This window comes from Mesorhizobium sp. M0152 (assembly GCF_040322415.1).
GTDB lineage: Bacteria > Pseudomonadota > Alphaproteobacteria > Rhizobiales > Rhizobiaceae > Mesorhizobium.
Window position 1 is genome coordinate 237,690 of record NZ_JAMYTH010000003.1, and the last position, 21,398, is coordinate 259,087.

Consider the following 21,398-nt stretch of genomic DNA (forward strand, 5'->3'; position numbering starts at 1 on the left):
CTCAGTGGCTCAACGCCCGCTCGAGCTGGGCTTTGGACATTTTCGAGCGGTTGGGAATGTCCCGGCGCCTGGCTTCCGCATAGAGATCCTGCTTGCTCTTGCCGCCGTCGGATGAGGAGCGCCCGCGCGTCGTCGCCGCCTTCATGGTGCGGTTCTGGGCAGCCTTTCCTTCCTTCTCGGCTTCAGCGGTTTCGCCTCTTTGCTCCTTCGCCTTGGTCCTGCGCAGGTTCTGCCTATTCTTTTTCGGGCTTTCCTGGTTTGTGGCACCCGCCTCGTGCAGCGCGATTGCAATCGCCTGCTTGGGATTCTTCACCTTAGGACCGCTGCCCCTGATCTTGAGTTCGCCGTGCTTGTATTCATGCATGACGCGCCCGACGGTCGCCTTCTGGGTTTCGGATTGCTTCGGCATGACCAGCCTCCTTTGCTCGGATGGTCGGATCTTCGATACACATGCACTTCGCCTTCTGCGCCGCGTTCGGCGCCGACCATGCGGAGCCGCGCGATTCCGATTTTTCGCGGGTTCCGGCAGCGGACGACCTAACCGCAGCCAATCGCGAATGTTCCAGTGCTGGTGATTGCAGTCCGTGCGGAACGATCCGCGTCTTGCTCCGTTGGGTCGATCAATCCTCGAAGTCCGCAGGAATGCGCGACCGGCACTGTGGGCCGGAAAGGTCTCTCAACGGAGGAGTCAGCCAAATGCTCGCGATTGAGGGCGGGTTTCTCGACCGACGTGAGGCAGGCCGAAGGCTCGCAAACGAACTCGCCAAGACCAAATGGGCCGATCCGATCGTATTGGCGCTGCCGCGCGGCGGTGTTCCGGTTGCCTTCGAAATTGCAAAGGCCCTCCATGCACCGCTGGATATTCTGCTCGTTCGCAAAATTGGCGCTCCAGAGCATCCGGAGTTCGGTGTGGGCGCCGTGGTCGACGGCAACGACCCGCAGCTCCTTCTGAACGACGATGCCCTACGGATGCTCGGCATTTCGTCAGACTACATTGAAAAGGAAGAAACTCGCCAGTTGCACGAAATCGAAAGGCGGCGGGAGCGCTACCTCGGGGGACGTGCCGCAATCCCGGTAGAGCATCGAACCGCCATTGTCGTCGATGATGGCATCGCCACCGGCAGCACTGCCGCCGTGGCGCTGAAGGCCGTGCAGAAATCCGGGGCAGCGCGGACGGTGCTTGCTGTTCCGGTCGCTCCGCTGGAGGTAATCCAGACGCTGCGTGCCGAAGCGGATGAGGTGGTCTGCCTCAGCACGCCGGCGCAATTTCAAACCGTTGGCTCCTACTACGTCGACTTCGAACAGACCTCCGACGAGGAGGTGGTCGAGTTGCTTCATGCCGCGGAGGAAATCTGACTGCCTGACGGACCCACAAGGATCGACTTCATGCCACCCACGCTAAGCCCAGCGATTGGCGCGACATGGCGTTCGCTCTTTTGAGCCTGCAAAAGTCACGGCCGGATCGAGGAACGCCAAGCTCCGGTGTCGCTCGTTCTTGGCCGCTCGCTTTCGCTGCATCCTGTCCGCTCGTTCTCTCGGCCTGTTCCGGAATACAGTCATCGCTTGATCCCGCCGGCGACGAAGCGGCCGAGATCGCCAAGCTATTTTGGGCGATGACGGCAGGCGGCCTGGTCATATGGTCGGCGGTCATATGTGTGCTGCTCCATGCCGCTCGGCCGGGACGATCGCCGCTCGGCGAAACGGGTGCACACCGGCTGATCGTGTGGGGCGGCGCGGTCTTCCCGTCGGCAACGCTGCTGATCCTGCTTGCATACGCGCTATGGCTGATGCCGGGGCTGCGTCCGGCGGCTTTGGCGGCAAGGGGAGAACCTTTGCGCATCGAAGTCACCGGCAAGCAGTTCTGGTGGCGCATCGCTTATCGCCTGGACGACGGGACGTCCGTGATTTCGGCCAATGAAATCAGGCTTCCGGTCGGCCAGCGCGTCGAACTGACGCTGAACAGTGCGGACGTGATCCATTCGTTCTGGATCCCCGCACTCGGCGGCAAGATGGACATGGTTCCCGGCCGGACCAACCGGCTATCGCTCGTCGCCACGAAGGCCGGCAACTATCGCGGCCCGTGTGCGGAATTTTGCGGGCCATCGCATGCGCTGATGGCATTCTCCGCTGTCGCCATGGAGCCGGATGGTTTTCGGAGCTGGCTCGCCGAGCAGGCAGCGCCGTCCGATGCCTCGGAAGGGAACGGCGTCGACCTGTTCATGAAGCATGGCTGCGCCTCCTGCCACCGGATCAACGGCACCGAGGCGCAGGGGCTCATCGGGCCGGACCTGTCCCACATGGGCTCGCGCGAAACCATCGCCGCCGGCATCCTGCCCAACACCACGGCGGCGATCGCCCGCTTCATCTTCGAGCCGGATGTAATCAAACCGGGCTCGAAGATGCCCGCTTTCCGCATGCTTCCGCCCGAGGACATCCGCGCCATCGCAACATATCTCAAGGGCCTTGAATGAGCGCCGTCGACACAAAGCCTGCGACCGGCCGGCACGAGGCGCAGACGAAACGGCTGCGCTCGGTCTGGGCCAATCCGACCGGCTGGCGCTACTGGACTTCCGTCAACAACTACCAGGTCGGGCTCTGGTACGCCTCGGCCGCGTTTGGCTTCATGCTGTTCGCCGGCATATTGGCGCTGCTCGTGCGGCTGCAACTGGCGGTCCCGGAGAACGATTTCCTGTCCGCCGATTTCTACAATCAAGCCTTCACGCTGCATGGCACGGTAATGATGTTCCTGTTCGCCGTGCCGATTTTCGAGGCGGTGGCGATCTTTTTGCTGCCGCCCATGCTTGGCGCGCGCGAACTGCCGTTTCCGCGCCTCGGCGCCTTCGGCTTCTGGAGCTTTCTTGTTGGCGGCATCTTCGTCTGCGGTTCGATCTTTTTCGACGCCGCGCCTTCGAGCGGCTGGTTCATGTATCCGCCGCTCTCCACCGACAAGGAACTGTCCGGTATTGGCGCCGATATCTGGCTGCTCGGGCTTTCCTTCATCGAGATCGCCTCGATCGCCGCCGCGGTCGAGCTTATCGTCGGCATCATGAAATGCCGCGCGCCGGGCATGCGCATCAACCTGATGCCACTGTTTGCCTGGTATCTGCTGATCGTCGCCGGCATGATCCTGTTCGCCTTTCCGCCGCTGATCGCCGGCGATCTCCTGTTCGAGATGGAACGGATGTTCGACTGGCCGTTCTTCGACGCGGCACGGGGCGGCGATCCGCTTCTGTGGCAGCACCTGTTCTGGATCTTCGGGCACCCGGAGGTCTACATCATTTTTCTGCCCGCGATCGCCCTGATGGCAATGATCGTTCCGACATTCGCGCAGCGGCCGATCGTGGGCTATTCGTGGATCGTGCTGGCAGCCGTCGGCACCGGTTTCCTGTCGTTCGGCCTGTGGGTGCATCATATGTTCGCCACCGGCCTGCCGCAGATTTCGCTGGCTTTCTTTTCAGCCGCATCGGAGGCGGTCGCGATCCCGACCGGCGTGCAGATATTCGTCTTCATCGCCACCATGCTCGCCGGGCGTGTGATCTTCTCGGTACCGATGCTGTTCGGAGCCGGAGGGCTCGCTATCTTCATCATCGGCGGGCTGACCGGGGTCATGGTGGCGCTGGCGCCGTTCGATTGGCAGGCGCACGACACCTATTTCGTCGTCGGGCACCTGCACTACGTGCTGGCCGGCGGCATGCTGTTCCCGGTCATTGCCGGCGTATATTATTATTATCCGCTTCTCGATGCCAGAAAGCTGTCGGAACGGCTCGGCACGATCGCCTTCTGGCTGATGTTCGCCGGCTTCAACATCGCCTTCTTCCCCATGCACATATCCGGCTTGCGCGGCATGCCGCGCCGCGTGTTCACCTACCCTTCCGGGCTCGGCTGGGACTGGCTCAACCTGATCTCGACCCTCGGTGCGTTTATCTTCGCCACGGGCGTGCTTGTCGTCGTCGTCGACGTGCTGCGGCCGAAACACCGGGAGCCGCGCGGAGAGGTCAATCCATGGAACGCCGGCACGCTGGAATGGATCACCGAGCCGGAGGAGAACTGGGGCGTGCGCTCCATCCCGCAGATCGAAAGCCGCTATCCCCTGTGGGATCAGAAAACACTGGCACGCGACGTCAACCTCGGCCGGTTCTATCTTCCGGATGCCGAGGAAGGCCGACGCGAAGGCCTGGTCACATCCGTGCTCGATGCTAACCCGCTCCAGGTGCTCAGGGTCGGCGGCACCGCCTATGTGACGATCGTCTCGGCTTTTTCGCTCGGCGCCGTGTTCATCGCGCTGACCTTCCACTGGTGGCTCGCGACGCTCGCTTGCGGGATCATCGCCTTCTGCGCGATCGTTTACTGGCTGTGGACCGGAACCGGGGAAATCCCTGAAAAGCCGGAAAAGAACGTCGGGCTTGGGCTGACGCTGCCGCTCTATTCCTCCGGCCCGGCGTCGGCTGGCTGGTGGGCTATGTTCATCACCATGACCGGTGACGGAACCGCGCTCGCCAGCCTGATCTTCGGCTATTTCTTCTACTGGACGATCCATCCGGACTTCACCGCCGGCATTGCCGGGCCAGGTGCATTCTGGCCGATGGCGGCGCTGGTGCTGTTCGCGGCCGCATGGCTGCTGATGCTCGCAGCGCGAGCCATGAACAGCCGCGGCGCAACGACGGCCCTGCGGACCTGCCTGGCGCTATCGGGCGCGCTCACAATCGCGGCTTCGGCCGCCGCCGCCTATGCCCCGTGGTCGTACGACATGGATCCTGTGCGGCATGTCTATCCGGCGATCGTCTGGATCCTTGTCCTTTGGGTGCTCGCCCACGCCGCACTGGGCGCGGTCATGCAGCTCTACTGCCTGGCACGCAGCGTCGCGGGGCGACTGACGCCGGAGTACGACATGGATCTCCACAACGTGGTGCTTTATTGGCATTTCCTGCTGGTCACCGCGGCGACGGTCCTGACCGTCGTTGGCCTTTTCCCGATGGCGATGTGAGGCTGCGATGCGTCTCTTGCCCAGGGAAATGGAAACCCTCTGGACGCTATTCACGGCGCCAATCATCTGGGCGGTTCACTTCCTGGTCTGCTATGTCGGCGCCGCGATCTATTGCGCCAAGCCTGGCTTGTTCGGTTTCGGCTTCGGGGCCGTGCGCGGCGGCATCGGCGCCCTGACCGCAGTCGCGCTTGTTCTCATTTTGCTTTCGGCATGGCTTGCCTGGCGGCAATGGGGTTTCGGCGCGGAGGACCCGCCGCATGACGATGCGACGCGGCGGGACCGGCGCCTGTTCCAGGGCTTCGCCACGCTTTTGCTCTGCGGGCTGAGCTTTGTAGCGGTGATCTTCGTCGCGCTGCCTGCCCTTTTCATGACGGAATGCCTGCGATGAAGCGCGTTGCCCTCCTGTCAGGCATCGGCCTGCTCGCCGTCATCTGGGCTGGACCGCTGCTGGGCCCATCGCCAGGCTCTTTTGCCGCCCACATGCTGTCGCATATGGGAGTGGTCGCAATCGCCGCGCCGCTTCTGGCGGTGGGAATCAGCGGCACGCGTCTGGACTTTTGCCGGGCTTTGCTGCCTGCTCGAGCGGGTGCCGACCGAACAGCGGCATTCGCCCTGCCGATCCTTGCTTCCCTGGTGGAGCTGATGATCGTCTGGGCCTGGCACGCTCCAATCATGCGCGCGCTCGCACAGGCGACGGTCCTGGCGGCGGTTATCGAGCAAGCGAGCTTCCTCGCGGCCGGGCTGTTCCTGTGGCTTGCCTGCATCGGCACAGGCGCAAAGGGCTCGACGCATCAAGGCATTGCCGGGGCTTTCGGCCTGCTGCTGACCTCGATCCACATGACATTGCTCGGCGCGCTTCTGGCGCTTGCTCCGCGCCCACTTTACGGCCTGACCACGACCACCTGTCTCGGCCTCGAACTCGGTCCGCAAGAGGATCAGGTGCTCGGTGGCGTCATCATGCTGTCGATAGGCGCAGTGGTCTATCTCGCCGGCGGTGTCGTGCTTCTCGGACGCGCTATTCAGGTGCACGGTCGGGAGGCTGCCCGCTGATGCACGTCAACTGGAAGCATATTGCCGCAGCGTTTGCCGTCCTGCCCTTCGCAGCCATCTTCGTCGCGTGGATCGGCTTCTTCAACGTCGGCGCCTCCACCGGCCACTGGAAAATCACCGAATGGTTCCTGCATTTCGCCATGCGCTCGGCAATCAGAACCTATGCGCTTGCCGTAGAGCCGCCGGAGAGACTGCCGCGCTATGCCATCCAGCCGGCGGCAGGGCATTATGCACTGGGTTGCGCCATCTGCCATGGCGAGCCAGGCGAAGCACGCTCGCCGACGGTCATGGAGATGTTACCCAGGCCACCCGATCTGGCGACAGTCGTCAGTGGATGGACCGACGCCGAACTGTTTCGCATCGTCCAGCATGGCGTCCGCTTCACCGGCATGCCCGCATGGCCGACCCAGGACCGCGACGACGAGGTCTGGGCCATGGTCGCCTTCCTGCGCGAGCTGCCGACAATGGATGCCGCGGCCTATCGCAATCTCGCCTATGGCGAAAAAGGCGCGACGCCGGCGCAGCCAGCAGACCTCGAACAGGCCGTGGCCGAATGCGAGCGCTGCCACGGAAAGGACGGGCGGGGACGCAGCCCGGCGGTTCCGGTCATCGCCGGCCAGAACGAGACCTATCTGCTGGAGAGCCTGAGGGCCTATGCGGAAGGCCGCCGCGCGAGCGGGATCATGGCCATGGCAACGACCGCCGTCGAGCCCGGCCAATGGCCGGCGCTCGCCCGGCATTTTGCAACTCTGCCCCCGGCGCGGCCTGCCACCCCTACCAAGGGTGTGAACGCGGCTGCCGACGGCGAAGACATTGCGAGACATGGCCGCCCGGCGAAGGACGTGCCGGCATGCTTGAGTTGCCACGGAGGATCGAAGCGGAATCCGCTCTATCCGGATATCACCGGACAGCCGGCGGGATATGTCATGAACCAGCTGATGCTCTTCGGGGAAGGAAAACGCGGCGGCACGGCCTATCATCGCCTCATGGCCAATGTGGCGAAGGGCCTGAGCGATGCCGACATGCGGGCGCTGGCCGCTTATTTCTCAAGCGCGCCGTCCGGTTCCTTGCCGACGTGGGGCAGTCAGTCACCGAGATGAGAGACACCCTCGCCGCTCGGAACAAATCCGCATCGATCCTGTTTGCATTAGGGCTGGACAATCAGAGGTAAGACCGATGCCCGACGACACCAGACGCGACGTTGGAGACCGTCCGCATATCTCGGCGGACGACAACAAATTGCGCCATTTTGCGAACCGGCATGACATGACACCCGATGAGGTGCGCGAACTCATCCGCAAGTACGGAACCAATCGCGATGTCCTGGAACAGGCTGCGAAAACCTTGCGCGACCGCCCCAATTCGTCCGACGAGGTCACCCAGGATGCACGCCAGCAAAGGACCGAGATGCATCTCGGAAATCCGAAATCCCGAAACGGATGAAGGCGACGTCGGATAAACAATATCCGGCGTCAGGCACACCAATTTTAAAAGCCGGTCAGCACAATAGTCGAGCAGCACCTCAGGGCTGCGCCGTTGCGCTACTTTTTGAGGATGTTTCCGTGGTTTAGGTCGAAAGCGCCGGTGCCATGGGCTTGCCTGTAGAAATCATCCTGCAGCTCACCCCACTCGCCAAGATAAGCACCACATTTGCTGCAGTGAATCGGCGTCGATTCCGTGGCGTCTTCCGGGATGTCCATCAGGATCGTCCCACATGCCTTGCAATCGAGCTTGTCATCCAGTTTGCGGCGCATTCCATATGAACGCACACAATTGCTCGCGTGCCAATCGTTAGTTTCGCACGACGCGTGGAACCGCTTCACACAGTTTCCTGGCGGCCTCCGATGCGCAGATATTTTCAAGCGGAACCCACCGGCGCGATCACAGTTCGGCACGAACAGGTGAGGTCTGCGCAGCAGAGCGCCGAATAGGCGCCTGACTTGAAGCTTGCCTGGCGGCAAATTCAGCGCCTCGGCGATGTAGTTCCAGCGCGCTATGTTCCTTTGCAGGAATCCGGCCATGCGCCGATCATTCTCACCGGTGCGATGCTCGGAAGCACGGCTGATGCCGTTTGGATCACCGCCAAGTGATCCAGCTATCCCCTCCGATTGGAACAAAACCCCTGCAATTCAGTTAGATAGCTTGGATTGGACCGCCGATGCGGAAGTTTGGCCCGGCCACGATGCAGATGAGCGGCTTCACGCGGACGTTGGCGGAACTCCAGAACCGCTCTTTGATGGAGGATGTCATGAACCAGTGGACAAACGCCAGGCTCTGCGACGTAGCCAACCTGATCCTTGGCGCAATTCTGTTCTTCTCTCCCTGGATGTTCGCCTTCGCGGCAGGCCCGCAGACGCAAAACGCCCTTGGCAGCGGTATCGTGATCTTCGTGCTTTCCGTGGCCGCCCTTGCGGCATTTGCCGTTTGGGAGGAGTGGGTGAACCTGATCGTTGGCCTGTGGGTCCTCGCCTCTCCCTGGGTGCTGGGTTTCCAGGCGACCACGGCGATGTCCGTACATGTCGTGATCGGTATTCTGGTCGCCGTTCTGGCAGCAATCGAACTCTGGATGATGTACCAGAACCCGCCAACGCAATCCGCCGCCTAGCAGGCGGGCAGCGGCGCTCTGAAGGCTGATCAAGGCGCCACCGGCTGCATGGCTGACGTATCGGCACCACGCGGGAGTGGCTCACCGATACGGGCCGACGGACTTTATCGAACTGGCAGGAACCGGCGTCGCAGGGCACCGTCCGAAGCTGCCTGAATCATGAACCGACAAGGAGCAGAACCATGGCGACCATCAAGGCGGTCCGTGTTCACACTTTCGGTGGACCGGAGGTTCTTTCGCTGGACGAGGTGCCCATGCCTCAGCCACGTGATGACGAGGTCACACTCAAGGTTTATGCGGCGAGCGTCAATCCGGTCGACTATAAGATCCGTGAGGGGACATCGGGCGAAGACCTGCCCGTCACACTCGGCCGCGACGTATCCGGGGTCGTGGAACTGTGCGGCACGCGGGCGCACACTTTGAAGAAGGGCGATCCGCTGTTTGCCATGCTTGGCCCCGATCGGGGCGGCAATGCCGAATATGTCGTCGTCAAAGCGACGGAAGCGGCGGCGAAACCAGAAAGCCTAAGCCACGTGGAGGCAGCCGCCGTGCCGCTTGCGGGGATTACCGCATGGCAGGGTCTGTTCGACCATGGCGGTCTCGAGCCGGGGCAACGGGTTCTCATCCATGGCGGCGCCGGCGGCGTCGGTCATTTGGCGATCCAGCTTGCCAAGGCCACCGACGCGTTCGTCGCCACGACCGTTTCCGCCGAGGATTTCGATTTTGTCCATCGGCTCGGCGCCGACCAGATCGTCGACCACAAGAAACAGCGCTTCGAGGATGTCGTCGAAGAGGTCGACGTGGTGTTCGATCTGGTCGCTGGCGATACGCAAGACCGCTCCTGGACAGTGCTCAAACCCGGTGGGAGATTGGTTTCCACCCTCTCCGAGCCCTCGCCGGAACAGGCCCGCCGGCATCAGGCACACGGCATTTCCTATATCGCACAGCCAAACGCGGCGCAGCTTGCCGACATCGGCCGTCTCATCGACGCCGGCAAGGTGAAGCCATTCGTGCAGGCGACCTATCCCCTAGAGGAGGTCGCCAAAGCCGAGGAGCGCCTCGAGAAGGAGCATGCGCGCGGCAAGATCGTGCTGCGGATAGCCGCTTGAACAGCAATCCTGGGTCGCAACCCAAGCGGCACTACCCGGCAAATCGAGCAGTAGAGCTTTGCTGAACCTGCATCACGATTTGGACGCGTGTTCCGCCTTGCCCTTGCGTTTGGTCGACGCCATGTCGTGAAGTTCCTTCTCACTCATCGACTTGACCATCGATTTGGACGCGCCCTTCAGCTCGCTCTTTTTCTTTTCACCGCGCTTGGCCGCAAGGGCTGCGCCGGCGGCCATCTGCTGGGCCTTGGATTTGGCTGGCATATCGCACCTCCAACGTTATGACCCTAAACTATAAACCCTAAACTCGGTGGGTCTGCCTTGCGTTCCGTTCCCCTGCCAAACACTTGAACGGCTGGAAGCATCTCGGCGCACACTGCGACGACGCGGCGCAGGCGCAAGCCAAGATGGCACCGACTTCGGCTTCAAGTTTCATTTTTCCATACCGACAGCAGCGGGCCTTTGCTTCCATAGACCGGATCCTTCCGCGGCCGGCCAACCCTGGGAATCGTTCCCAATGCCCGCTCACGTTCCTCGGCAGTCGTGCATTCGTCATAAGTGCCGGATCCGGGATAGGCGCCGACCACCAGGAAATCGGCAGTCTCGGAGAGGCATTGGTGGCCGGTGCCGGCCGGAAGAACAGCCACGTCGCCGGCTTTCAAGGACAGTATACGCCCCTTGTTGCCGCCGAACCGAACCCTGCCGGTTCCGCGCGCAACGCCAAGCACCTCATGTATGCGGGAATGGTAATGAACGTAGTGGTAGATGCCGTCCCGCCAGCTGTCACGCCAGCCATTGGCCTCGAAAAGTTCTTCCAGCACGGCTGCGGGGTCGAATTGCCCCATCGGCTTCACGGCGCCACGATAGACGACCAACGGCCAGAAGGGGTGGTTCGGCACGAGGCCATCATCCTTGAACCGAAATTCAAGCGGCTTCTTCGGCTTCACCAGTTCGCCGAGTTCTTGCTTTCCCGGTCGCGCAATGCCTGTCGCCTGCTCGGCAGCTTTCTTCACACCCTCAAGAATTCCCATGGCGAATTCCCCGTGAGATCAGTGGGCATGGCCCCCGCTCTGGTTCAACGGATCTCAACCAGCGACAGCGCACTTTGTTCCGTTGCCGTGCGGCCCCGGTCAAGCCGCGGTCTCGCAGGGGAGCTTCGCCGCAGCATCGTTGCGATACGCGGTGCATCATTTCGGAGGTTAAGCGGTTATCAAGACACCGCCACGGAGGCGGGCGCCCAAATGACCATCGCCTGGCTGTGAATTGGAGTTGCAGGGCGCGAATTGCAGGAGACTGTTTGGTGGAGCCAATCGGGATCGAACCGACGACCTCTTGAATGCCATTCAAGCGCTCTCCCAACTGAGCTATGGCCCCACTTCCGGCAGTCAGCCGGCGCCGTTTCCGGCGAAGAGATCCGGCGCGGGTTGGAGACCGCGCCGTTAGTGCAGGCGGCTTCTAACCCCGCCTTTCGCCAATATCAAGCCTTGAATGCGGGCTTTTTGTTCGCAGGCGCAGAAAGCCCGCCGACGCTTGCGTCTCAGGCCTGTCAGACCTCGTCGTCATCGTCGCCGACGCCGATCATGTCGGCGACGTCGTCGTCTTCTTCCTCTTCGTCGGCAAGGAAGGTATCATCCTCGTCGTCGCCGAGATCGACGTCCTCGTCATCGCCGAGATCGGGAATCTCGTCGCCCTTGGCGTCCTCGTCCGCCTCTTCGAGCGAGACGACTTCAACGCCCTCTTCGTCCTCGGCGTCCACTTCCTTCTCGGCCACTTCCTCTTCCTCCTCGATGGCGGCGACCTTGCCTTCCTCGAAATAGGAACGCGGATAGGTCTTGCCGGTATAGGGCGAGACGATCGGGTCCTTGTTCAGGTCGTAGAATTTTCGGCCCGTTTCGGGGTCGATGCGTTTTGTGCCAAGTTCGGTTTTTGCCACGGCAAGCCTCGTCAATAAAAGAGTGGTCCCCTTAACCACAGTTTGCGGCGCTGTCAAAGCGAAAAGCCGGCGTCACAAAACCAAGCCCTGAAAGGCCTCGCGCCAAGTGACGACCATGGGGATGACCATTTCCGCCCGCCGTGATACGAGACCGCCGCAACAAATGAAAAGTGCCGGCACGCCGGCAATCCGTCCAGGGAAATTCCATGTCTCACGCCGCCGCTCCCAAGCCGGCCACCGCCCGCAAATGTCAGGCCCTTTCCGGCACGGCACGCGTGCCTGGCGACAAGTCGATCTCGCACCGCTCCTTCATGTTCGGCGGGCTGGCCTCCGGCGAGACCCGCATCACCGGCCTGCTCGAAGGCGAGGACGTGATGCGCACGGGCGCTGCCATGAAGGCGATGGGCGCGCATATCGAGAAGCGCGGCACCGAATGGGTAATCCGCGGCACCGGCAACGGCGCGCTGCTGCAGCCGGAAGGCCCGCTCGATTTCGGCAATGCCGGCACTGGCTCGCGCCTGACCATGGGCCTGGTCGGCACCTATGACATGGAAACGACCTTCATCGGCGACGCCTCCTTGTCCGGCCGGCCGATGGGCCGCGTGCTCGAACCGTTGCGCCAGATGGGCGTGCAGGTGCTGAAGGCGACGCCGGGCGACCGCATGCCGATCACGCTGCATGGCCCGAAGCACGCGGCCCCGATAACCTACCGCGTGCCGATGGCCTCGGCGCAGGTGAAATCGGCCGTGCTGCTGGCGGGTCTCAACACGCCCGGCATCACCACCGTCATCGAACCCGTGATGACGCGCGATCACACAGAGAAGATGCTGAAGGGATTTGGCGCCAATCTATCGGTCGAAACCGACGAGCGCGGCGTGCGCCACATCTTCATCGAGGGCCAGGGCAAGCTCACCGGCCAGACGATCGCCGTGCCGGGCGACCCGTCCTCGGCCGGCTTCCCGCTGGTGGCGGCGTTGATCGTGCCGGGTTCGGACATCTTGATCGAGAATGTGCTTATGAACCCTACCCGCACCGGACTTCTGCTCACTCTGCAGGAGATGGGCGGCAGGATCGACATCCTCAACCCGCGCAATGCCGGCGGCGAGGATGTCGCCGACCTGCACGTGCGCTACTCCGAACTCAAGGGCGTCACCGTGCCGCCGGAACGGGCGCCGTCGATGATCGACGAATATCCGGTGCTTGCAGTTGCCGCCTGCTTCGCCGAGGGTGAGACGCTGATGCAGGGGCTTGAGGAACTGCGCGTAAAGGAATCCGACCGGCTGTCGGCCGTCGCCAACGGGCTGAAGCTCAACGGCGTCGACTGCACCGAGGCCGAGACTTCGCTTGCGGTGCGCGGCAGGCCGGGCGGCAAGGGCCTTGGCGGCCACCCCAACGGCCAGGACACGACCGTGCAGACGCATCTCGACCACCGCATCGCCATGAGCTTTCTGGTGATGGGGCTGGCGACGGAAAAGCCGGTGACCATCGACGATCAAGCAATGATCGCGACGAGCTTCCCGGAATTCATGGGGCTGATGAAGGGGCTGGGGGCGGAGATTGGGTGACGGTCGTGGCAACCAATAACCTTGGCACGTTGGCGGGACAGCGCCCCCCTCTGTCCTGCCGGACATCTCCCCCACATGGGGAGAGATTGGCAGTTTTGGCGCTTCGCTCAATTCTGCAACGTAGACAATTGGCCAAGGCCGCGATGACGGCCGATCTCCCCCCTCGTGGGGGAGATGTCCGGCAGGACAGAGGGGGGCGCGAAGGATCGCGGCGCTTGCCTGGCTTCCTCATTGTGGTCCCCCAATGACACACGTCTTCACAATCGCCATCGACGGCCCGGCCGGCGCCGGCAAGGGCACGCTAGCCCGGCGGCTGGCCGATCATTACCGGCTGAACCTGCTCGACACCGGCCTTACCTATCGCGCGGTGGCCTATGCGCTCATCCAGCACGCATTGCCGCTCGACAACGTCTCGGCGGCCGAAACCGCCGCGCGCCAGGTCGATCTGGCAAAGCTCGACCGGGCGGTGTTGTCGGCGCATGCTGTCGGCGAGGCGGCCTCGAAAGTCGCGGTGTTCCCGACAGTGCGGCGCATCCTGGTCGAAAAGCAGCGCGCATTTGCCAAGGCACCTCCGGGCGCCGTGCTCGACGGCCGCGATATCGGCACCGTTGTCTGCCCGGACGCCGACATAAAACTCTATGTCACGGCGAGCGCGGAGGTGCGCGCTCAGCGCCGGCTGGCCGAAATCGAGAGCATCGGCGGCACCGCTGATTTCACCGAAATTCTCGCCGATATCGTCCGGCGCGACGAGCGCGACATGGGCCGCGCCGACTCGCCGCTGAAGCCGGCCCCCGACGCGCACTTGCTTGATACCAGCGAAATGGCTATAGAAGCCGCGTTTCTTGCAGCCAGAGCGATCATCGACGACGTGCTGGCCAAGAGAGACAAGGCCTGATCCGGGTTTTCCGTCGCGTTTCCGTTGCCGGAAGCGAAGAAAATACCCATATCGGGCACGAACCAGCCTGCCAGCATTCTTCATGCGCCGGAATAGCCGCTTTAGGCGGCCAGGGCTTTTGCAGCCCGGAACGCCGGCAGGCCAACGCAACGCTAACCCACGGCGCCCGTCCCGCTTGAGATGCGGGACATTCCAGGAGAAACAATGTCAGTTGCCAATCCCACTCGCGATGATTTCGCGAGCCTGCTCGAAGAATCATTTACCGCCGGCCATTCCGGCGAAGGCCAGGTCGTCAAGGGCATCATCACCGCCATTGAAAAAGACATGGCGATCATTGACGTCGGCCTCAAGGTCGAAGGCCGCGTGCCGCTGAAGGAATTCGGCGTCAAGGGCAAGGACACGACGCTGAAGGTCGGCGACACGGTCGAAGTCTATGTCGAGCGCATCGAGAACGCGCTTGGCGAAGCGATGCTGTCGCGTGAGAAGGCCCGCCGCGAAGAGAGCTGGGTCCGTCTCGAAGAGAAGTTCACCAAGGGTGAACGCGTCGAAGGCGTCATCTTCAACCAGGTGAAGGGCGGCTTCACCGTCGACCTCGACGGCGCCGTGGCCTTCCTGCCGCGCAGCCAGGTCGATATCCGCCCGATCCGCGACGTCTCCCCGCTGATGCACAACCCGCAGCCCTTCGAGATCCTCAAGATGGATCGCCGCCGCGGCAACATCGTGGTGTCGCGCCGCACCGTGCTCGAGGAAAGCCGCGCCGAACAGCGTTCGGAAATCGTGCAGAACCTCGAAGAAGGCCAGGTGGTCGAAGGCGTCGTCAAGAACATCACCGACTATGGTGCGTTCGTCGACCTCGGCGGCATCGACGGCCTGCTGCATGTCACCGACATGGCATGGCGCCGCGTCAACCATCCGACCGAAATCCTCAATATCGGTCAGACGGTCAAGGTGCAGATCATCCGCATCAACCAGGAAACCCACCGTATCTCGCTCGGCATGAAGCAGCTCGAGAGCGATCCGTGGTCCGAGATCGGCACCAAGTTCCCGATCGGCAAGAAGATCAAGGGTACCGTCACCAACATCACCGACTACGGCGCGTTCGTCGAACTGGAGCCGGGCATCGAAGGCCTCATCCACGTTTCGGAAATGTCGTGGACCAAGAAGAACGTGCATCCCGGCAAGATCCTGTCGACGACCCAGGAAGTCGACGTGGTGGTGCTCGAAGTCGATCCGGCCAAGCGCCGCATCTCGCTCGGCCTCAAGCAGACGCTCGAGAACCCGTGGCAGGCTTTCGCCAGCAGCCATCCGGTCGGCAGCCAGGTCGAGGGCGAGGTCAAGAACAAGACCGAGTTCGGCCTGTTCATCGGCCTCGAAGGCGATGTGGACGGCATGGTGCACTTGTCCGATCTCGACTGGACCCGTCCGGGCGAGCAGGTCATCGAAGAGTACAACCGCGGCGACATCGTCAAGGCGCAGGTGCTCGACGTCGACATCGACAAGGAGCGCATCTCGCTCGGCATCAAGCAATTGGCCAAGGATGCCGTCGGCGAAGCGTCGACTTCGGGCGAACTGCGCAAGAACGCCGTCGTCACCTGTGAAGTCATCGGCGTCAAGGATGGCGGTCTGGAAGTGCGGCTGGTCGACAGCGGCATCGAGACCTTCATCAAGCGCTCCGACCTCAGCCGCGACCGCGACGAGCAGCGCCCCGAGCGCTTCACCGTCGGCCAGAAGGTCGACGCCCGCGTCATCGCCTTCGACAAGAAGACCCGCAAGCTGCAGGTCTCGATCAAGGCGCTGGAAATCGCCGAAGAGAAGGAAGCGGTCGCCCAGTACGGCTCGACCGACTCCGGCGCTTCGTTGGGCGATATCCTGGGTGCCGCGCTGAAGAAGCAGGGCAGCTAAGGCTTCAGTCATCGGCAGCACGCCTCGCGTGCGGCCTCACGAAAAGACCCGCCGGAGCGATCCGGCGGGTCTTTTTCTTTGGCTTACGTCGGAAACTGAAGAACTGTGCCGATGGCTCAGGCCCGTCCGTAGAGCGGGACCAGCGCGCCGCTCATCGCCTGGTTGGCGGGCGAGGCGAGATAGGCGATGGCTTCGGCCGCTGCTTCAAGGCTGACCCATTTGGCGAAATCGGCATCCGGCATGTCGGCGCGGTTTGCCGGCGTATCGAGCGTCGACGGCGCCACGGCGTTGACCAGGATGCCCTTGCTCTTCAGTTCTTCGGCCATTGCCACCGTGATTGCCGCCACCGCCGCCTTGCTGGCGGCATAGGCGACCATGCCGGCGCCACGCCGCGGGTCGAGCCCGGCGCGCGCGGTGACATTGACGATGCGGCCGGCAGTGTCTGACGCCAGCATCGAGCGCACCGCCGCGCGACAGCACAGGAAAGCGGTGCGCGCATTGGTGTCCATCATCTCGGCGAAGGACGCCGATTCGATCTTTTCCACCGGCGCCGTGGTGTAGCCGCCGGCGAGGTGGATCGATCCCCACAGGCCCGGGACCTGGCTGTAGAAAGCCTCGACCTTGGTGGAATCCGAGAGATCGACATTGTGCGCCAGCTTGACGTTCTCATGCGCGGGGAAGGGGAAATGCTGGGGTGCCGCGGCGTGCGCGTTCGGCACGTGGCAGATCGCGCCCTCGCCCAGCAGTTTGCCGACCACCGCGCCGCCGAGCGCGCCGGTTCCGCCGGTCACGACGATATGCCTGCCTTGAAGTGTTTCCGTCATCCTGGACCGCTCCTGCCTTTTTTATGATTATGTCGCTTGTTTGCCGCGCCGACGCAAAGCGTCGCGCCTTTCGCACGATCACTCAACAGATATCTCGACATGGCTGTGTTGCGTCTTTGCATGCGTCGGGCAGCCATTCCGCCGGCCGCGCGGCGCACACCTCGGGAGAGCGAAGCCGGCGAACGGTCCGATGCAGGCCCGAAAAAATCAATCCACCGTGATTTCGATGACGCGCGGCAGTCCAGTTGCCCGGGCATGTTTCAGCGCCTGCGGCAAGGCATCGATGTCGACAAGGCGTTCGGCGCCGATGCCGTAGGCTTCGGCCAGCTTGCAGAAGTCCGGCGGCGCCGGCGACACGCCGACGGGTTCCACGCCGACATCGAGCATCGAGGTCTCGATCTCGCGATAGCCGCGATTGTTCCAGACCAGGAAGATGACCGGTGCCGCGGCATCGAGTGCCGCGCCCAGTTCCGGCAGCGTGAACTGGAAACCGCCGTCGCCTGTAAGGCAGACAACCGGCACGCCGGGCATGGCGAGAGCCGCGCCGATCGCCGCCGGCGGACCATAACCAAGCGCACCGAAGCCGGTAGCGGCGTTGAACCACCCGCCCGGCCGGTCGTGATCGTAATACAGGTTGGCGGCGTAAACCGGCTGTGTCGAATCGCCGACGATGATCGCGCCCGGCAAGGCGTCGCGGATCATTTCCACTGCATGCACCTGCGTTGCATAGGCCGGGCTCAGCTCGGCAAAAGCCGCCTTTCGCGCCACGGCAGCTCGGCTTTGGCCGTCCGACGCCGCCAGGTGAGCGAGGCCTGTCGAGGCGAGCAAGGCCTCGATCGCCTCGGCGCAATCCGCCTGGATGGCGACCGTGACCGGGCGGCGGGCGAGCTGGTCGGCCCCAATGTCGATGCGGATCAGATTGGAGGGTAGCACGAAACCGCCATCGCCATAGCCGTCGTAGTCGGTCGGCCCGAATTCGGTGCCGGCGGCAATCACCAGATCGGCCTCCGCCATCAGCGCCCGAACCGCCTTCAGACTCGGGCTTGCCGGTACGCAGAGCGGATGGCGGTGCAGCAGGCCGCGCGCATTGGTCGTCTGGACGACCGGCGCACCCAGTTTCTCGGCCAGGCGCTGCAATGGCGCCTCGGCACGCTTGGCACCGCCCCCGGCCAGGATCAGCGGGCGGCGGGAGGCGGCGATGAGTTCGGCCGCAATCGCGATCGCCACGCCGTCCGGCGCAGGAGGTGCGGCATTCGTCAAAAGGGCAGCGACCCCGTTAGCCGGCTTGACCATGATGTCGGTCGGGATCTCGATATGGACCGGGCCGGGCCGCGAGGATGAAAACAGCGCAAAGGCCTGTGCCAGCGCATCGGGCAATTCGCCGGCCTCGGTGACGCGCCGCGAAACCAGCGCCACCTTCTCCATCATGCCGCGCTGGTCGGGCAGCTCGTGCAGATGGCCCAGGCCCTTGCCCAGCGTCGGCGTGGCATTGACGCCCGATATCACCAGCATCGGCACCGAATCGGCGCGCGCCTGTCCCATGGCGGTGATGGTGTTGGTCAGCCCGGGTCCGGTGATGACGAAGGCGACGCCCGGCTTGCCGCTGGCGCGCGCATAGCCGTCGGCCATAAAGCCGGCACCCTGTTCGTGGCGCGGCGTGACGTGGCGAATCTTCGAGCGCGCCAGTCCCCGGTAAAGTTCGACCGTGTGAACGCCCGGAATGCCGAAGACGATATCGACGCCATGGGCTTCGAGCAGCGAAATGAGCGCTTCGCCGACTGTGGTGCCGATGGCGGTCATTGGCGCAACACCGGGCGTGTCAGGCAGGTGGGGCCACCCTCGCAAGCGATGCAGAGCGCGTCCGCCTCGAAGGTCGCTACCGTGCAGCCGGCCGCCTCCATGGCCGCCGCTGTTTTGGGAAAACCGGCAACGGCGATCACCTGGCGCGGCGCGGTCGGCAGCACGTTGAGGCTCAGCCCGTGGGAAGCCATGAACTCATCGGCATCGCCCTCGATCAGCTTGATGCCGCGCGCCCGCAGCATCTGGTAGAAAGGCGCCGGCAAGAGCGGGGCGTAGACCAGCGCCAGATCGTCGGCGAGCGGGCTGATCACCGACATCAGGTGAAGGCATGCCTCCTCTCCGTGCCACAGGGGCAGGTCGAAGCCGAAGACCTGTATGCCCTTGGGCGCCAGCAGGTTGGCCAATTGCTGGATGCCGTCCTGGTTGGTGCGCACGCCACGGCCGACGGCCAGCGTGTTTGCGTCCACCCAGACGCAATCGCCGCCCTCCACCTGGCCGGGGTTCTCGATGCGACCCAGTACCGGCAGGCCCATCCGCTTGTAGGCGGCCTCATGCAGGCCGGGCTCGGGCCGGCGCAGTGCCTTGCCCATGGCAAGAATGATCGCGCCGTGATCGGTCACGAGCGAAGGATCATGCGTGAATACGGAATCGGCCAGCCCGTCATCGGCATCCGTCAGCCATTCGATCTCGGCGCCCGAGGCCGTGACCAGCTGCGTCAAATGGTCATGCTGGGCGGCGGCCACGCGCGGCTCGAAACCCGAGCCATAATGCCACTCCGACGCGCTGGCATGGCGCATGGCGCTCGACGCGGACCGCATCAGCACGCGTTTCAACGGTCCGGCCATGGACTGCGACCCGTATGTTTTGCCCACTAAATTCTCCTGAGATGTCCTGTGCGCCACTAATCACTACAGCCAGCCGTGATCAATGGTCCAAAAACCATGGTTGACGGAGGCAAGCGGAACGGTCCATCTTGAGAATGGGAACTCTGTCAGTGACGGGTAATGGGTAAAACAATCCAGCAGCGATGGACTCGGCCGCTCCGAGGAGCGTCGAAGGGATGACGGCGCAGGGCGCCGCACCCGCATTGAACCACACGGCGCAGAACGGCGCCGCCGAAGCCATCCATGTCGAGAACCTGCACAAAAAGTTCGGCGAGCTGCATGTGCTGAAGGGCGTCTCGCTGTCGGCGCGCGACGGCGAGGTCATAGCCATCATCGGCGGCTCAGGGTCGGGCAAATCGACGCTGCTGCGCTGCATCAACTGCCTGGAAAACCCGACCAGCGGCATCATCCGCGTCAATGGCGAGGAGATCAAGCTCCGGGCGGACAGCCACGGCCACACCGTTCCGGCCGACCGCAGGCAGATCGAACGCATCCGCTCCAAGCTCGGCATGGTGTTCCAGAATTTCAATCTGTGGAGCCATATGACGCTGATCGAGAACGTCATCGAGGTTCCCGTGCACGTGCTGGGCGTCAAGCGCGACGACGCGATCGCCCAGGCGGAAAAGCTGCTCGCGCGCGTCGGACTTGCCGAAAAGCGCGACGTCTATCCGGCCTATCTGTCGGGCGGCCAGCAGCAGCGCGCCGCGATCGCCCGTGCCCTGGCGATCAATCCGCGCGTCATGCTGTTCGACGAACCGACCTCGGCGCTCGACCCGGAACTGGTCGGCGAAGTGCTGAAGGTGATCGGCGATCTGGCGCGCGAAGGCCGCACCATGGTGCTGGTCACCCACGAGATGAAGTTTGCCCGCGAGGTCGCGACCCACGTGGTCTATCTCTACAACGGGCTGGTCGAGGAAGAAGGCCCGCCGGAGCAGATCTTCGGCGCGCCCCGATCCGAAAGGCTGAAGCAATTCATCCGCAATATCGGCTAGCAGACCGAGAGTGGACGAAGAAACCGGGAACCTACAACAAACTGGGAGTCGTGAAATGAAGACCGTTTTGAAGACATTCGCCGCAGCGCTGCTGCTGGGCGTCGCCGCGATGGGCGTGGCCAAGGCCGATCCGGTAAAGATCGGCATTGCCGCCGAACCCTATCCGCCCTTCACCTCGCCGGATGCTTCGGGCAAATGGGTTGGCTGGGAAGTCGAGTTCATCGACGCGGTGTGCGCCGAGGAGAAGCTCGACTGTGTCATTACGCCTGTTGCCTGGGATGGCATCATCCCGGCGCTGACGACCAAGAAGATCGACCTCATCGTCAGCTCGATGTCGATCACCGCGGAACGGGAGAAGACGATCGACTTCTCGGACAAGTACTACAACACGCCGACGGCGATCATCGGACCGAAGGACCAGAAGTTCGGCGCCACCCCGGACGACCTCAAGGGCAAGATCCTTGGCGTCCAGGTATCGACCGTGCACGCCGTCTACGCCAAGAAGCACTTCGGTGCCACGGCTTCCGAGATCAAGGAATACCAGACGCAGGACGAGGCCAACCAGGATCTCGCCGCCGGCCGCCTCGACGCGGTGCAGGCCGATTCGATCGCGCTTGGCGAGTTCCTCAAGTCGGATCAGGGCAAGGCCTGCTGCGACCTGAAGGGCATGGTCGCTGCCGATGACGAGGTGCTCGGACCGGGCGTCGGCGCCGGCGTGCGCAAGGAAGACACCGAGCTGAAGGAAAAGATCAACGCCGGCATCAAAACGATCCGCGCCAACGGCAAATATGACGAGATCTCGAAGAAGTATTTCGATTTCGACATTTATGGTGGTTCGACGCAGTCGAACTGACGCCC

Annotated in this window: 22 protein-coding genes and 1 tRNA gene; 13 read left to right on the forward strand and 10 right to left on the reverse strand. The window is 63.2% G+C overall.

Annotation, left to right across the window (positions count from 1 at the left end; all coding sequences use genetic code 11):
- Position 1: 1 nt before the first annotated feature.
- Positions 2-409, reverse strand: coding sequence for a DUF6496 domain-containing protein (locus tag NKJ26_RS05030; protein ID WP_352600000.1), 408 nt, complete (start codon positions 407-409; stop codon positions 2-4).
- Positions 410-696: 287 nt separating this feature from the next.
- Here NKJ26_RS05030 and NKJ26_RS05035 point away from each other — a divergent pair, with 287 nt between their 5' ends.
- From NKJ26_RS05035 to NKJ26_RS05060, 6 genes are all read left to right on the forward strand, one after another.
- Positions 697-1,356, forward strand: coding sequence for a phosphoribosyltransferase (locus NKJ26_RS05035; RefSeq protein ID WP_352694168.1), 660 nt, complete (start codon positions 697-699; stop codon positions 1,354-1,356).
- 299 nt (positions 1,357-1,655) lie between these two features.
- Complete coding sequence (locus tag NKJ26_RS05040) at positions 1,656-2,471, forward strand: cytochrome c oxidase subunit II (RefSeq protein WP_352694170.1); 816 nt, start codon at positions 1,656-1,658, stop codon at positions 2,469-2,471.
- Positions 2,468-4,984: a cytochrome c oxidase subunit I gene (gene ctaD, locus NKJ26_RS05045; protein WP_352694172.1), complete on the forward strand. Its 2,517-nt coding sequence runs from the start codon at positions 2,468-2,470 to the stop codon at positions 4,982-4,984. Before NKJ26_RS05040 ends, ctaD begins: the two co-directional genes overlap by 4 nt.
- A 7-nt stretch (positions 4,985-4,991) precedes the next feature.
- Positions 4,992-5,372 carry a hypothetical protein gene (locus NKJ26_RS05050; protein ID WP_352599992.1) on the forward strand — a complete coding sequence of 127 codons (381 nt, stop codon included), beginning with the start codon at positions 4,992-4,994 and terminating at the stop codon, positions 5,370-5,372.
- Positions 5,369-6,034 carry a cytochrome c oxidase assembly protein gene (locus tag NKJ26_RS05055; RefSeq protein ID WP_352694174.1) on the forward strand — a complete coding sequence of 222 codons (666 nt, stop codon included), beginning with the start codon at positions 5,369-5,371 and terminating at the stop codon, positions 6,032-6,034. The genes NKJ26_RS05050 and NKJ26_RS05055 overlap by 4 nt, the downstream gene beginning before the upstream one ends.
- Positions 6,034-7,134, forward strand: coding sequence for a c-type cytochrome (locus NKJ26_RS05060; RefSeq protein ID WP_352694175.1), 1,101 nt, complete (start codon positions 6,034-6,036; stop codon positions 7,132-7,134). The genes NKJ26_RS05055 and NKJ26_RS05060 overlap by 1 nt, the downstream gene beginning before the upstream one ends.
- A gap of 61 nt (positions 7,135-7,195) precedes the next feature.
- Here NKJ26_RS05060 and NKJ26_RS05065 read toward each other — a convergent pair whose 3' ends face one another.
- Positions 7,196-7,555 carry a hypothetical protein gene (locus NKJ26_RS05065; protein ID WP_352694177.1) on the reverse strand — a complete coding sequence of 120 codons (360 nt, stop codon included), beginning with the start codon at positions 7,553-7,555 and terminating at the stop codon, positions 7,196-7,198.
- 20 nt (positions 7,556-7,575) lie between these two features.
- The gene (locus NKJ26_RS05070) at positions 7,576-8,055 is read right to left on the reverse strand and encodes a hypothetical protein (RefSeq protein ID WP_352694179.1); all 480 of its coding nucleotides are present in this window, start codon (positions 8,053-8,055) and stop codon (positions 7,576-7,578) included.
- A gap of 227 nt (positions 8,056-8,282) precedes the next feature.
- Between NKJ26_RS05070 and NKJ26_RS05075 the strand changes: the two genes are divergently transcribed.
- Positions 8,283-8,639, forward strand: coding sequence for an SPW repeat protein (locus NKJ26_RS05075; protein WP_352694284.1), 357 nt, complete (start codon positions 8,283-8,285; stop codon positions 8,637-8,639).
- Positions 8,640-8,821: 182 nt separating this feature from the next.
- Positions 8,822-9,748, forward strand: a complete 927-nt coding sequence (locus NKJ26_RS05080; protein ID WP_352694181.1) for an NADP-dependent oxidoreductase — start codon at positions 8,822-8,824, stop codon at positions 9,746-9,748.
- 72 nt (positions 9,749-9,820) lie between these two features.
- Here NKJ26_RS05080 and NKJ26_RS05085 read toward each other — a convergent pair whose 3' ends face one another.
- From NKJ26_RS05085 to NKJ26_RS05100, 4 genes are all read right to left on the reverse strand, one after another.
- Positions 9,821-10,009, reverse strand: a complete 189-nt coding sequence (locus NKJ26_RS05085) for a DUF3008 family protein (protein WP_352584350.1) — start codon at positions 10,007-10,009, stop codon at positions 9,821-9,823.
- Between the two features lie 161 nt (positions 10,010-10,170).
- Complete coding sequence (locus tag NKJ26_RS05090) at positions 10,171-10,776, reverse strand: cupin domain-containing protein (RefSeq protein WP_352694183.1); 606 nt, start codon at positions 10,774-10,776, stop codon at positions 10,171-10,173.
- A gap of 267 nt (positions 10,777-11,043) precedes the next feature.
- Positions 11,044-11,119, reverse strand: a tRNA-Ala gene (locus NKJ26_RS05095).
- A 172-nt stretch (positions 11,120-11,291) separates the two neighbouring features.
- Complete coding sequence (locus NKJ26_RS05100) at positions 11,292-11,678, reverse strand: TIGR02300 family protein (RefSeq protein ID WP_352599978.1); 387 nt, start codon at positions 11,676-11,678, stop codon at positions 11,292-11,294.
- A 206-nt stretch (positions 11,679-11,884) separates the two neighbouring features.
- Between NKJ26_RS05100 and aroA the strand changes: the two genes are divergently transcribed.
- From aroA to rpsA, 3 genes are all read left to right on the forward strand, one after another.
- Positions 11,885-13,243, forward strand: coding sequence for a 3-phosphoshikimate 1-carboxyvinyltransferase (gene aroA / locus NKJ26_RS05105; RefSeq protein ID WP_352694186.1), 1,359 nt, complete (start codon positions 11,885-11,887; stop codon positions 13,241-13,243).
- A 244-nt stretch (positions 13,244-13,487) separates the two neighbouring features.
- Positions 13,488-14,138 carry a (d)CMP kinase gene (gene cmk / locus NKJ26_RS05110; protein WP_352694188.1) on the forward strand — a complete coding sequence of 217 codons (651 nt, stop codon included), beginning with the start codon at positions 13,488-13,490 and terminating at the stop codon, positions 14,136-14,138.
- Positions 14,139-14,342: 204 nt separating this feature from the next.
- On the forward strand, positions 14,343-16,040 hold the full coding sequence (gene rpsA, locus NKJ26_RS05115; RefSeq protein ID WP_352694190.1) for a 30S ribosomal protein S1: 1,698 nt from the start codon (positions 14,343-14,345) through the stop codon (positions 16,038-16,040).
- A gap of 116 nt (positions 16,041-16,156) precedes the next feature.
- Here the strand turns inward: rpsA and NKJ26_RS05120 are convergent, their stop codons facing one another.
- From NKJ26_RS05120 to NKJ26_RS05130, 3 genes are all read right to left on the reverse strand, one after another.
- Positions 16,157-16,864, reverse strand: a complete 708-nt coding sequence (locus tag NKJ26_RS05120; RefSeq protein ID WP_352694192.1) for an SDR family NAD(P)-dependent oxidoreductase — start codon at positions 16,862-16,864, stop codon at positions 16,157-16,159.
- 207 nt (positions 16,865-17,071) lie between these two features.
- Complete coding sequence (locus NKJ26_RS05125) at positions 17,072-18,664, reverse strand: 5-guanidino-2-oxopentanoate decarboxylase (RefSeq protein WP_352694194.1); 1,593 nt, start codon at positions 18,662-18,664, stop codon at positions 17,072-17,074.
- Positions 18,661-19,509, reverse strand: a complete 849-nt coding sequence (locus tag NKJ26_RS05130; protein WP_352694286.1) for a dimethylarginine dimethylaminohydrolase family protein — start codon at positions 19,507-19,509, stop codon at positions 18,661-18,663. The genes NKJ26_RS05125 and NKJ26_RS05130 overlap by 4 nt, the downstream gene beginning before the upstream one ends.
- Positions 19,510-19,724: 215 nt before the next feature.
- Here NKJ26_RS05130 and NKJ26_RS05135 point away from each other — a divergent pair, with 215 nt between their 5' ends.
- Positions 19,725-20,540 (forward strand): ABC transporter ATP-binding protein, encoded by an 816-nt coding sequence (locus tag NKJ26_RS05135; RefSeq protein WP_352694196.1) that lies wholly within the window; start codon positions 19,725-19,727, stop codon positions 20,538-20,540.
- Positions 20,541-20,595: 55 nt separating this feature from the next.
- Positions 20,596-21,393 carry a transporter substrate-binding domain-containing protein gene (locus tag NKJ26_RS05140; protein WP_352599966.1) on the forward strand — a complete coding sequence of 266 codons (798 nt, stop codon included), beginning with the start codon at positions 20,596-20,598 and terminating at the stop codon, positions 21,391-21,393.
- The last annotated feature ends 5 nt before the right edge of the window (positions 21,394-21,398 follow it).